Genomic DNA, 12,145 nt, shown 5'->3' with positions numbered 1-12,145 from the left:
TCAAGCTTACGCGAGCGCTCATGCTGTGCGAATTTCTAACCGTCGCATAAAACAAGAAGGGTACATTTACATGATTCGCAAAAACCAACCCATGCCATTTTTTTGGGCGTTAACGCCCATCGTTCTGATGGTGGTGGCCATGTTGATCACCATCGTAGTGTTCGAAGGCGGGCCTCATATCCCCCTGGCATTTGGTACTGTGATTGCAGCGCTGGTGGCCTGGAAATTCGGCTTTAACTGGCAAGAAATTGAAGACAGTATTTACAAGGGGATACGCCTGGCGCTTCCGGCAGTGGTTATCATCATACTGGTTGGCCTGGCCATCGGTTCCTGGATGGGCGGTGGCGTAGTTGCGACCATGATTTTTTATGGTCTGAAACTACTAAGCCCCGAGCTGTTCCTGGTCTCTATTGCCCTGATGTGTGCCGTGGTATCGATAGCTATCGGTAGCTCTTGGTCCACCATGGGCACCATCGGTATTGCCGGGATGGGCATTGGTATCAGTATGGGCATTCCCGCACCTATGGTTGCCGGTGCTGTCATCACCGGAGCCTACTTCGGTGACAAGATGTCTCCGTTGTCCGACACCACCAACTTGGCTTCAGGCCTCACGGGCACGGATCTGTTTGTCCACATTCAGCACATGTTTTACACCACCATTCCCGGTTTACTGATTGCCTTGGCAGCCTATTGGTACATGAGCCTGGGTTTTGCCGCAACAGATGCCGAAGTGGCCAAAATCAGCAACACCATGGTAGTGCTTGAGAACAATTTTGTTATTTCACCCTGGCTGCTGGTAGTGCCCCTAACCGTCATCCTGATGGTCGCCAAGAAAATTCCGGCCTTGCCAGCTCTGGTTGCTGGTATTGTACTGGGTTTCCTGTGCCAGATATTTGTTCAGGGCGACAGCGTTGCCGTATCCGTCAGCGCGCTTCAAAACGGTTACGTGATTGAAACCGGTAACTCCGTGATTGATTCACTGTTCAACCGCGGTGGTATTGATTCAATGATGTACACCGTGTCCATGACCATTGTCGCCATGACCTTTGGCGGCGTGCTCGAAAACACCGGTATGCTGCAGGCAATCGTAGATAAGATGAAGGACATGACCAAATCGGCCAGAACTCTGATTCCGACCACTATCGGTTCCTGCTTCCTGACCAATGCTACCTGTTCCGAGCAATACATCTCGGTGGTTGTGCCGGCACGGATGTTCTCCAAAGTTTATCGTGAACGCGGCCTGCATTCCAAAAACCTGTCCCGGGCACTCGAAGACGGCGGCACACTGACCTCAGTCTTCATTCCCTGGAACACCTGTGGTGTGTTTATCCTCGCAACTCTGGGGGTGGGCGCCTGGGAATACGCACCCTACGCCATCCTGAACTTTGTGGTGCCGATCATTTCCATCATCTATGCCATCACCGGTTTCTCGATCGTTAAACTGAAGCCCGGTGAGGAGCAGGAGCCCTTGGTGATTAACGACGATCTGGCGTATCCGGACTACAAAGCCTGATCCCGGAACCCTTAAGCCCATTGGTCGCTACCGGAGCACCAATGGGCTTTTTTCGTCAGATCATCAGCGCTGAGGTTGATACCCGTGGAGAAATTCCCCCGCTTGCTCTGGAACGAAACCAAACTTCGCGAGAACATCCGCTTCCTCAAAAGATCCTGTGATAGCCAAACCTGGCCAGTCATTTGGGTGCCCGTCACCAAAGCCACCTGTGCTCATCCCGATATTGTCAGAGTACTTCTGGATGAAGGCATTTCGGAAATAGCCGATTCCCGGGTCGACAACCTGAAGACAATCAAAGCCTTGTTACCTCGTTGCAAAACCCTGCTGCTTCGTCTCCCGGGCTGGCACGAAATTAAAGACGTGATCAAATACGTAGACACCAGCCTGATCTCGGAACAGGAAACCCTGAGCCGACTCCAGGCCGAAGCCAAAGCGGTCGGCGTTATTCACCAAGTGATTCTGATGGTCGAACTTGGTGATCTGCGAGAAGGCGTGTTACCGGAGCACATACTGGATTTCGGGAGGTTCATTCTTGAGCAAGATCACATCGACTGGTGCGGTATCGGCACCAACCTGACCTGCTATGGCGGCATTCTGCCCACGCCCGAGAAAATGCGTGATCTCCTCATCCTCCGTGACAAGATCATGGGGGAACTGGGGCACCGCCTGAGCATTGTGTCCGGCGGTAATTCGAGCTCACTGCCACTCCTATTGGATGGTGATATGCCGGAGGGTATTAACCACTTGCGGCTCGGGGAAGCACTATTTCTGGGTAAGGAAACCGCAAAAGGGCAACCTGTGGCTGGCATGCACTGTGATGTGTTTACACTGGAAGCGGAGGTGATTGAGGTAAAGATCAAAAACTCTGTACCTCAGGGGCTAAGTGGCATGGATGCTTTTGGAAAGGTACAGGAGTTCGACGACCTCGGTCGGCACACCCGGGCCATTGCTGCGATCGGTCGGCAAGATGTACCGGTAGAAGAGCTCACTCCCGAAGATGAGACCATCACAATCTTGGGGGGAAGCAGTGATCACCTGATTCTGGACGTCGCCAATGATGCGGTGCAGTTAGGCGACATAGTGGGCTTCCGGTTGAACTATGCCGCATTACTACAGGCTATGACGTCTCCCTACGTAGCCAAGGTACGGGCTACTGCGGCTTCGCTATGAACCCGGTCGGGCTGCATTCCGCCCCGGGCCGGTATCAGAGAAAAATGCCAGAAAACGTTTCTCCTCAACCTGTGCCTCATGGAGCGTTACAGGCTGGAACCAGAATGGCGCCAAGGCTGGTGCCTTCCGATATCAGCCTTTCTCCCAACGGATGCAGCGTGGGGGCGTTCAGGCGTGCGCCCATCCGGTCAGTTTGCGGACTCAGGGTGTATGGGTTGCTGAAAAACGATTCAAGAACCGATGCGGGAAAACGGTCGATTTGAGCACCAGGAATGTAAGCGGTCGTTCCACGACGTAGTTGACCTACTTCTCCTCACGCGGAGGCCGGAGTACTCCTGGTGAGACTTTATATTGTGTCGTTCCATTCTCAGCCGGCACGAACACGCTCTTGCGATTGATCTTGGTGACGATCCCCAACACGGCTCCTTTCTGGCCCTCGATGGTCACTTTCAGGCCCACCCGCAACTGGCTTAGCGCCTGGAGATTTTCCCGGTCCCGGAGTTCGTCGATGCGCCGGCAGATGCAGTGGTTCAGCTCCACCGACTGGTCGAGGCTCATGTCTTCAATGCGCATACGCGACCTCACTGGCCGATGCGCTGCAGCATGTCCACCAGGCAGGTGTAGGGGTTAACACCGTGCAGCTCGCAAGTGCTGATCAGGCTCTGGATGATGCCCAGGTGTTCCGCGCCCAGTTCGGTCCAGCAGAACAGCCAGTTTTTCTTGCCCATTGGAATTGGGCATAGGGCCCGCTCCAGGTGGTTGGTGTCTGGCTGCACGTCCGGGTTTTCCAGGAATGCGGTCAGGCTGGCTTCCCGGCTGAGTACGTTGTTCAGGGCCTCGGCCAGCGGGTCGCTGGGCACCTGTTCGATGTGGGCCTGCCCGGCCCTGATGACCGGCTTTGATGAGCGTCCCATCCATGGCCAGTACCCGGCTGCGTAGCAGGTCGATGGCGCGCCTGACCAGGTTGGTCAGGGTAGCTGCGGCTTACGGGGTACGCTGGTGTTGGCGACACGCCAAATGAAAAAGTGGCGGAGGCCATAGAAGTTATTGAGGAATCCGTAGATCAACTCGAAAGCGCGGGCAGACCAAATAACGGTATATGAACTATTGAGCCTCGTTCGCATTAACTTTGACAGCAACTCACTGAAAAATGGTGATGATGAAGTCGACACTGGCGCTTTAGTCAAAAGGTTTTCAAGTCCAACAGCCTTAACACGATACCCTGATCAATTGCCCCTTGAGCACAAAGGATTACGTAGCCCATACTCAAGACATAAGAATTCTTATGTCCTACCTTGAGAGGGGGAAGCGTCCTACCTAAGCCATCTATCTTATTGTTTTTTTATTGATTATTTTAAATGGAGCGGGTGAAGGGAATCGAACCCTCGTATGCAGCTTGGGAAGCTGCCGTTCTACCATTGAACTACACCCGCATAAGCAGTGGCCGCGATTGAAATATAAGCGGACGGCCCGCTTTTGGGCAAGCCCTGTTTTTGGAGATTGAATGGACCCAACCCTCACCCTCGTCGGAGCCCTGATGCTGGTGATCAGTATCGTGCTCAGCCCGCTGTCCAGCCGCGTCGGCATGCCGGTGCTGCTGATCTTCCTGGTGGTGGGCATGATGATGGGCGAGGATGGCCCCGGCGGCATCGAATTCGATAATTTCGAACTGGCCTTCCTGATCGCCAACCTGGCCCTGGGGGTGATCCTGCTCGATGGCGGTATGCGCACCCGGGCAGAAACCTTCCGGGTGGGCCTGAGACCGGCGTTGGTGCTGGCTACCCTCGGCGTCTTCATGACTTCCGCCGGCGCGGCAGTGGTCGCCCGATGGGTGTTCGACCTGGAGTGGCTGACCGCCCTGCTCATTGGCGCCATCATTTCCTCCACCGACGCCGCGGCGGTGTTCTCGCTGCTGCAGGGCCGGGGGCTGCACCTGAACGAGCGGGTCAGCGCCACCCTGGAGATCGAGTCCGGCAGTAACGATCCCATGGCCATTTTCCTGACCCTTTTGCTGGTCACGCTGATTGGCAACGGCGGGGCGGGCGCTACCTGGTCGGCATTGATAATGCTGGTCCAGCAGTTCGGCATCGGCGGTGTCGCCGGTCTGTTGGGAGGTTTTGCCGTGGTAGAGCTGACCAACCGTATCCGACTGACCCCGTCCCTGTACCCGCTGCTGGTGGCCGCTGCCGGAATATCCGTGTTCTCCGCCACCAACGCCCTGGGCGGCTCCGGTTTCCTGGCCATCTATCTGACCGGCGTGGTGATTGGCAACCGGCCTGTGCGGATGATGCCGATGATTCTCCAGGTCCATGACGGCCTGGCATGGCTGGCCCAGCTGTGTCTGTTCCTTATGCTGGGCCTGCTGGTGTCACCATCGGAATTGCTGCCCCTGGCTGGCAGCGGTCTGATCCTGGCCCTGGCGCTGATCTTTGTCATCCGCCCGGCCACGGTCTTTGCCACACTTTGGCCTTTCGGCTTCAAACGTCGCGAGCTCGGCTTTATCGGCTGGGTCGGCCTGAGAGGGGCAGTGCCAATCGTGCTGGCACTGTTTCCGATCATCGCCGGTCTGCCAGAGGCCCAACAGGTCTTCCATGCCGCGTTCTTTATCGTGCTGGTCTCACTGGTGGTTCAGGGCACTACCATGGCGCCACTGGCCCGAAAGCTCCGACTGGAAGTGCCCGCCAGCGATGACCCATACCGTCGCCTGCCGCTGGACGCACCGGCCGCCGGTGATCACGAACTTATGCTGTTTCCCCTGCGTGGAAAAAACTGGGAAACGCCCCGGCGCCTGGGTCAGTTGAGATTTCCGGCAAATACCGCAGTGGCCGGCGTGTTCCGCAACCGGGTCTGCCTGCAGCCAAAGGCCGACCTGGAAGTCTCCAGTGGCGACATGGTTGCCATGTTTGCCACTCCCGGCGTGCTGCCGGAGCTGGGCAAGGCCCTTAGCGGCCGCCATGCGCCGGAATACCTGGCAGAACGGGCCTTCTTCGGGGACTTCGTGCTGAACGGGGACGCGCTGCTTGGGGATGTAGAGCAGGTCTATGGTATCGAGTTCGATGAACTCTCTCCGGACATCAGTCTGGCGGAGTGCTTCTCCCGGCGCACCAAGGGGCACCCGGTTGTCGGCGACACCGTGACCCTCGGCCCCGTCACCCTGGTCGCCCGGGCCATGGAAGCCGACCGGGTCACCAAGGTTGGCATGAAGATGGACAGTTCGCCAAATAACTGACTGACGAAAGGGAAGGCTATAAAACTTAACAAAACCCGTTAACAGCCTCACCCTGAGCTATGATATAAACGGCTCTATAGAAATATTAATGTTTGGTAAGTCAGGGATATGGGTTTGCTTCGAAACATGTGCCGATGTTTGTTGATGGTTGTGGTAATAGTGTCAGGAACTGCCAGTGCCTCGGAGTTGCTTGCAAAAGCCGACGCTCGCATGTCTGAACCACAACAGTTCAAACCGGAACGCTTCGACATCAGCGAGGTGCTTGTAAAAAAAACCGAACGCCGCCTGTATTTGCTGAATGGCGAGGACGTTGTTCGGAGCTATCGCATCTCGCTTGGCGACAACCCTGAAGGCCACAAGCTCTACGAAGGCGATGAGCGCACCCCGGAAGGTGAATACCTTCTGGACTGGCGCAATGATCAGAGCGATTTCTACAAGTCCATCCACATTTCCTACCCCAGTCCGAGGGACCGCGAGCTGGCCGAGGCCTGGGGCCTGGATCCCGGCGGCAGCATCATGATCCATGGCCTGCCCAATGAAGCCGGTGACATGGCTTTTGCCTATGTCGGCCTGGACTGGACCGATGGCTGCATCGCAGTCACCAACGAAGCCATGGATGAGATCTGGCAATTGGTCTCCAATGGAACCCCGATCCGCATTCTTCCGTGAATAGTGCATGACACCACGATTAAGTTGTTGTCATAAGTTAAGAAATTTTGCGTATCCTTAGTTAACATTTTGTCTCGGAGTGTTTTACACTGTTTGACGACACCGACGTGAAAGTATTTTCTGTCGGACCCGGTTTTACAGGAAGTGGTCTATACTCACTTCCGAGACTCAGGACATAAAACGACCAATAAGGGGATTTACTATGCGTAAACTGATGATCGCTGGGTTTGCAATGGCTACTGCACTGACTGCCGGCTGTGCCAGCAACCAGGCTGGCATCGACGAGGCCAATGCTACTGCAACTTCTGCCGAGCAGACCGCTGAGAACGCACTGAACACCGCCAATAGCGCTGCCGCTGACGCACGCACTGCGCAGCAGACTGCAGAAGAAGCTCTGGCCGCTGCCCGCGCAGCCCAGCAAGCTGCTGACGAAGCCAACGAGCGTGCCAAGCGCATGCTGCAGAGCGCCAGCCAAAAGTAATCGGCTCGCTCCAGCTGAAAAGGCCGGGATTCCCGGCCTTTTTTGTGCCTGCCCCCTATTCGGGGGAATCGGTGGATCCACCCTGCTTGTTGCGGAACGACTTTTCCATGAAAGGCCGGAGCAGGTCCATGGGCATCGGGAACATGATAGTCGAAGAATTCGAGCCACTCATATCCGCCATGGTTTGCAGGTAACGCAACTGCATGGCCCCGGAGTCGGCGGACATGACCTGGGCCGCTTCTACCAGTTTCTTCGACGCCTGCAATTCCCCCTCGGCATGAATCACCTTGGCCCGACGCTCGCGCTCCGCCTCGGCCTGACGGGCAATGGCACGGATCATGGACTCATTCAGGTCCACATGCTTGATCTCCACGTTCGCTACCTTGATTCCCCATTCTTCGGTCTGGGAATCGATAATCTCCTGGATATCGGCGTTGAGCTTGTCACGCTCCGAGAGCATCTCGTCCAGATCGTGTTTGCCAAGCACCGAACGCAGGGTGGTCTGGGCCAGCTGGCTGGTGGCCGAATTGAAATCCTCAACCCGGATGATGGCCCGCTCCGGATCCACCACACGGAAATAGAGCACGGCATTCACCCGCACTGTCACATTGTCCTTGGAAATCACGTCCTGGCTGGGAACATCCAGCACAATGACTCGCAGATCCACCCTGACGATCTGCTGGATTCCGGGAATGACAATGATCAGACCTGGTCCTTTGACGCCTTGGAAGCGCCCCAGAAAGAACACCACGCCGCGCTCATACTCGGGCAGGATCTTGATCGCCGATCCGAGGATCAGCAACAGCACCACCGTCGGTGCGAGATAGGGAATCAGATCACCAATCATACGGCCTCCTTGTTCGCCGTGAACTGTTGAACGTCGGGTCAGGCTTCGTCTTCCAGGACCTCGACGGCTACCGTCAAACCTTCGATGCCGATGACCCGAACTCGGTCACCGGCACTCACCGGCTGCTCGCTGCGGGCGTTCCAGCGCTCGCCGCTGATACGTACATGACCATTGTAGTGCTCGTGACCCCGGGTGAAGTCATCCAGGGCCTCGCCCTGTTCATGGGTTATCTGCTCCGAACCGCTGACTGGGGCTTTCCGTCGCAAACCGATGAAACGGGTGACTGTCCAGAGAATGAAACCTGCCGCCACAATGGCAGTACCCCCGATGGTTGGCAATGAGATATCCCGGTGACTGCCGTCCATCAGGATCACCGAACCGGCTACAAAGGCAACAATGCCCCCGACCCCCAACATGCCGAAACTCGGCACGAAGGCCTCGCCGACGATAAAGGCCAGCCCCAGCATGATCAGCGCCAGGCCGGCATAGTTCACCGACAACACCTGGAAGGCGAAAAGCGCGAGGATCAGGCTGATGGCACCGATGACACCCGGGACGATGGCACCGGGATTGGCGAGTTCAAAGATGATGCCGTAGAAGCCGATGATCATCAGGAAGTAGGCGACGTTCGGGTCGGTGATTACCGACAGCAGGTTGGTGCGCCAGTCCGGCTTGGCACGCACCAGCTCCAGGTCGGCGGTGCTCAGGGTAAAGTCACCAGAAGCCATCCGGACTGTCCGGCCGTCGATCTGGCGCAGCAGATCCCTCAGGTTGGGGGCCACCACATCAATTACATTGCGTTCCAGGGCCTCGGAGGCTCCCAGGTTCACCGCTTCCCGTACGGCCTCCTCCGCCCAGTCGACATTGCGGCCATGACGTTCCGCCAAGCCCCGGATATAGCTGACCGCGTCTTCCAGAACCTTGCGTTCCATGGCGGTATCTCCCCGGCGCTTACTGTCCTCTTCGCTACCCTCTGTACCGTCGGACTCGGCCCCTTGCTCCGTTTCCTCCGGGTCAGCGGGCGGTTCAGCAGGCTCGGATCCCGGAATACCACCCATCTGAACCGGCGTCGCCGAGCCAAGGTTGGTCGCCGGCGCCATGGCCGCGATGTGACTGCCGTAAAGGATGTAGGTGCCGGCGCTGGCCGCCCGGGCACCCTGGGGGAACACATAGGTTGCCACCGGCACTTCGGAGGCAAGGATGGTCTTGATGATCTCCCGCATGGAGTCCATCAGACCACCAGGCGTGTCCATTTCGATAACAACCAGCCCCATGCCCTCGGACTCCGCGCGACGGATGCCCCGGGTCACGTAGTCCATGGTCGCCGGGCCAATGGCACCCTGCACGGTAAGCACCAGGGCCCGGTCCGGGCTGGTCTGGGCAAGCAACTGGTGGGAAAGGGAGATCCCCGCGAGCAACGCCCCGAAAAGAAAGACCGCCGCAAACAGATTCAGTCTCCGGGACTTCCCGGCTCTGATGGCTTGCTTTCCTGGCATGGCATTTCCCCCTTTTCAGTCATCAGAAGTAGAGTTTTTGCTCCTGCTCACTCCCTGTTTCAGGGGATTTCTCCCCGACACTCTCATCCGTGGCCACCTGGGTGAGCTGCTCACCGATCATGGTGGGAATGCCATCGGCCTGGTCCACCGCCAGCTCGATCGCTCGGCGATTCACCTCCACGGACGGATTCCGCTCACGGAAAGACTCAACCTCGGCAAAGACCCGTTGCCAGAGTTCGTCCCGGTCTTCCCGAGGATAATCCTCATCGGGCCGGTGTACTTCCAGCCAGACTTCGTCACCTGAAAAGCCGATCTTCACCGGATCGCGGATCACCTGCACCGGTGTTCCCTTGTCCACTTGGTAGATGAACCGGGAGATATCTTCATTGTACATCCGGAAGCAGCCATGACTGACCGCCATACCAACCCCGAAACGCTTATTGGTGCCGTGGATCAGGTAGCCTTTTTCGCTCAGCAACAGGGCGTGGGTGCCCAGCGGGTTGCCGGGGCCGGGCGGGATCATCTTGGGGAGGTATTCACCATTGGCCTCGTATTCGGCACGGATACTGGCCGGCGGATACCAGGCCGGCGATTCCAGTGGCATGGTCACTTCCGCATTGGTCAGGGGAGAGGGATTCTCCTCGGTACCAACTCCGACCGGATAGACCTGCACACCACCATCGCCGGTGAAGTAATAGAGGCGGTACTCCGCCAGGTTGATCACGATACCCTTGCGGCGGGCCTCGTCGGGAATCACATACTGCCGAGGCAGAGTAATAGTCGTACCTTCCCCGGGCAGCCAGGGGTCCACCCCGGGATTGGCCTTCACCAGTTCCAGGTAGCCCAGCGCCAGACGGTTGCCAAGCGTGGCGAAGGTGTCTTCATAGCGCGTGGTAAAAGCCTGCAACTCACCGGCGAGATCACCCTTGAGCTCGAAGGTGGGAACCCGCGGGTTCCGGTCGGGCTCGGCTTCAGACCCTTTGTCCGGGGCGGTATCTGTCGCCGCCATTGCCGGCGCGGCCCCCAGAGTGGCCAGCAGCGCCAGTACGTTCCAATACTTTCCAAACCGCATAGTTCTGTTCCGAAATTCAATGTGCACGCAAACGGTGACAGCAAACCCAATCAGGAGTTCATGGCCGTGGTCCAGACCGTTACCATCGCCAATAGTACGAACAGGATGCTGGCGCTGATTCTTGCTGTTGCCAGCGGCATCCGCTCCATCAGCCAGCGACCGGCCATGATAACCGGTATGTTGGCCAGCAACATCCCCACCGTTGTTCCCATGATAACCCAGAATGTGTCCGTAAACTTCGCTGCAAGCACAACCGTGGCCACTTGGGTCTTGTCACCGATCTCGGCCAGGAAAAACATGATGGTGGTGGCCATGAACGCGCCCATGCCCAGAAACTTGGAATCCTCACTGTCATCCTTGTCGGGAATCAGCAGCCACAGGGCTATGGCGAGAAAGCTTCCCACCAGGATCCAGGGCAACCAGGCTTCCGGAATGAAGCTGGCAATCCAGGCGCCCAGCCAGGCCGAGAGGGCGTGATTCAGGATCGTGGCGACCAGAATACCGAGGATGATCGGGGTGCGCTTGGCGTAGCGGGCGACGAGGAAAAGGGAAAGCAACTGAGTCTTGTCGCCGATTTCAGCTATGGCAACGGCAACGGTGGAGGCGAGGAATGCGTCCATGAAACAACTCCAGGGCGGATATCCAAGACATGAGACAGCTCACCTTCCGCCCATAGGAGGTGATCTGCCTCAGGTCTTGCCAATCCCTGCATTGCGAATGCGGGACACGGTGGCCATGGAGATTGAGCTCCAAGTATGTTGACCACCGTCCGGCCGGATCATCCGGCGCGGAGGCTACTCCCCTGAAGGAGGGTGCATGCTAGCTAATTGCGTCCCGGATCGCAACTATGCCCGCATCCGCCAGACCGGAACGGCGGCCGAGGCGGCGAACAGGGCGATACCGAACACCACCAGCTTGCGGGCACTCTGGCGATCGGCCAGTCGCCCGGCGAGCGGAAAGGTCATGCCCAGTACAATGCCGGCGGGTAGCATCGGCAATCCCGCCTCGGTGGCGCTGAACCCCAGGGAGGTCTGGACAAACAGGGTCAGCAGCACCGCCGCCAGCGGTCGCCGTAACGGGCCCTGAGTCCGTCGACAGAGTTATCCGTCAGGACAAAACTCCTATTTCTGCTTTTCAGCGTTTTCCATGATCTTCTGGAATATTTTCAGCGCGCCCTCGATCTCTTCATCGCTGATGCCTTCCAGCATTTCCTCACGCAATTTGGCCGCCCGCTCGGAAAGATCGTCCATGAAGGCCCGACCGGCATCGGTCAGGTGCAGGCGGCGAGCCCGGCGGTCGTTGGGGCAGGGCCGGCGTTCGATCAGTCCCTGCTGTTCCAGGCTGTCCAGCAGGCGCACCAGCGTGGGGTTCTCGATCGCCATCAGGCTGGCCAGCTCACGCTGGGTGAGTCCCTCTCCGCCCTGCTGCAGATAGACCATGGTGCTCCAGCGCGCCTGGGTCACACCCAGATCCTTCAGGCGCTCATCCAGCATCTTGCGCCAACGGCGGGTAACCCGGGCAACGGCAAAAGGAAACTGTTCTCTCATGGGTTATTGCTCCTGTCCGGTGGCCGCCCGTTTGCTCTGAAAAGCCGGGCTGTCGGCCAAAAAACTCACATTATGGGATAGTTACCAATAGTATGCTAACCATTGAAAGAAAAACAGATAT

12 protein-coding genes, 1 tRNA gene and 2 pseudogenes are annotated in these 12,145 nt (G+C 57.6%); 5 read left to right on the top strand and 10 right to left on the bottom strand.

Going from position 1 to position 12,145, the window contains the following annotated elements; translation table 11 throughout:
• Positions 1 to 70 precede the first annotated feature (70 nt).
• Both nhaC and R6W86_RS03755 read left to right on the top strand, forming a co-directional pair.
• A complete protein-coding gene (gene nhaC, locus R6W86_RS03760) occupies positions 71 to 1,513 on the top strand; it encodes a Na+/H+ antiporter NhaC (protein WP_410328050.1) in 1,443 nt (480 codons plus the stop codon).
• Positions 1,514 to 1,615: 102 nt separating this feature from the next.
• Complete coding sequence (locus R6W86_RS03755; protein WP_410328049.1) at positions 1,616 to 2,683, top strand: alanine/ornithine racemase family PLP-dependent enzyme; 1,068 nt, start codon at positions 1,616 to 1,618, stop codon at positions 2,681 to 2,683.
• Between the two features lie 76 nt (positions 2,684 to 2,759).
• On the opposite strand, the gene R6W86_RS03750 is transcribed toward R6W86_RS03755, so the two are convergent.
• The 4 genes and pseudogenes from R6W86_RS03750 to R6W86_RS03735 form a co-directional block, all read right to left on the bottom strand.
• Entirely contained in the window at positions 2,760 to 2,957 is a 198-nt protein-coding gene (locus tag R6W86_RS03750; RefSeq protein WP_410328123.1) for a hypothetical protein, read from the bottom strand.
• A gap of 29 nt (positions 2,958 to 2,986) precedes the next feature.
• On the bottom strand, positions 2,987 to 3,256 hold the full coding sequence (locus tag R6W86_RS03745) for a hypothetical protein (RefSeq protein WP_410328048.1): 270 nt from the start codon (positions 3,254 to 3,256) through the stop codon (positions 2,987 to 2,989).
• An 11-nt stretch (positions 3,257 to 3,267) separates the two neighbouring features.
• A pseudogene (locus tag R6W86_RS03740) lies at positions 3,268 to 3,543 on the bottom strand (transposase); the annotation flags it as partial.
• A gap of 499 nt (positions 3,544 to 4,042) precedes the next feature.
• A tRNA-Gly gene (locus tag R6W86_RS03735) sits at positions 4,043 to 4,116 on the bottom strand.
• Positions 4,117 to 4,187: 71 nt separating this feature from the next.
• Here R6W86_RS03735 and R6W86_RS03730 point away from each other — a divergent pair.
• The 3 genes from R6W86_RS03730 to R6W86_RS03720 all read left to right on the top strand — a co-directional run bounded on the left by R6W86_RS03730 (position 4,188) and on the right by R6W86_RS03720 (position 7,062).
• Positions 4,188 to 5,912, top strand: coding sequence for a potassium/proton antiporter (locus R6W86_RS03730; protein WP_410328047.1), 1,725 nt, complete (start codon positions 4,188 to 4,190; stop codon positions 5,910 to 5,912).
• 108 nt (positions 5,913 to 6,020) lie between these two features.
• A complete protein-coding gene (locus tag R6W86_RS03725; RefSeq protein WP_410328046.1) occupies positions 6,021 to 6,581 on the top strand; it encodes a murein L,D-transpeptidase family protein in 561 nt (186 codons plus the stop codon).
• A 202-nt stretch (positions 6,582 to 6,783) separates the two neighbouring features.
• The gene (locus R6W86_RS03720) at positions 6,784 to 7,062 is read left to right on the top strand and encodes an Lpp/OprI family alanine-zipper lipoprotein (RefSeq protein WP_410328045.1); all 279 of its coding nucleotides are present in this window, start codon (positions 6,784 to 6,786) and stop codon (positions 7,060 to 7,062) included.
• A 55-nt stretch (positions 7,063 to 7,117) separates the two neighbouring features.
• Here the strand turns inward: R6W86_RS03720 and R6W86_RS03715 are convergent, their stop codons facing one another.
• From R6W86_RS03715 to slyA, 6 genes and pseudogenes are all read right to left on the bottom strand, one after another.
• Positions 7,118 to 7,909 carry a slipin family protein gene (locus R6W86_RS03715; protein WP_410328044.1) on the bottom strand — a complete coding sequence of 264 codons (792 nt, stop codon included), beginning with the start codon at positions 7,907 to 7,909 and terminating at the stop codon, positions 7,118 to 7,120.
• A 38-nt stretch (positions 7,910 to 7,947) separates the two neighbouring features.
• A complete protein-coding gene (locus R6W86_RS03710; RefSeq protein ID WP_410328043.1) occupies positions 7,948 to 9,405 on the bottom strand; it encodes an NfeD family protein in 1,458 nt (485 codons plus the stop codon).
• 22 nt (positions 9,406 to 9,427) lie between these two features.
• Entirely contained in the window at positions 9,428 to 10,477 is a 1,050-nt protein-coding gene (locus R6W86_RS03705; protein WP_410328042.1) for a L,D-transpeptidase family protein, read from the bottom strand.
• A gap of 50 nt (positions 10,478 to 10,527) precedes the next feature.
• Complete coding sequence (locus R6W86_RS03700; protein ID WP_410328041.1) at positions 10,528 to 11,097, bottom strand: TMEM165/GDT1 family protein; 570 nt, start codon at positions 11,095 to 11,097, stop codon at positions 10,528 to 10,530.
• Positions 11,098 to 11,346: 249 nt separating this feature from the next.
• Positions 11,347 to 11,529: pseudogene (locus R6W86_RS03695) on the bottom strand (MFS transporter); the annotation flags it as partial.
• Positions 11,530 to 11,598: 69 nt separating this feature from the next.
• Positions 11,599 to 12,024 (bottom strand): transcriptional regulator SlyA, encoded by a 426-nt coding sequence (gene slyA / locus R6W86_RS03690; protein WP_410328040.1) that lies wholly within the window; start codon positions 12,022 to 12,024, stop codon positions 11,599 to 11,601.
• Positions 12,025 to 12,145 lie beyond the last annotated feature (121 nt).

It is taken from the genome of Marinobacter sp., from assembly GCF_046484525.1.
Classification (GTDB): Bacteria; Pseudomonadota; Gammaproteobacteria; order Pseudomonadales; family Oleiphilaceae; genus Marinobacter.
The sequence above is the reverse complement of the archived record's forward strand: the minus strand, read 5'-3'. Positions and strand labels throughout refer to the sequence as shown.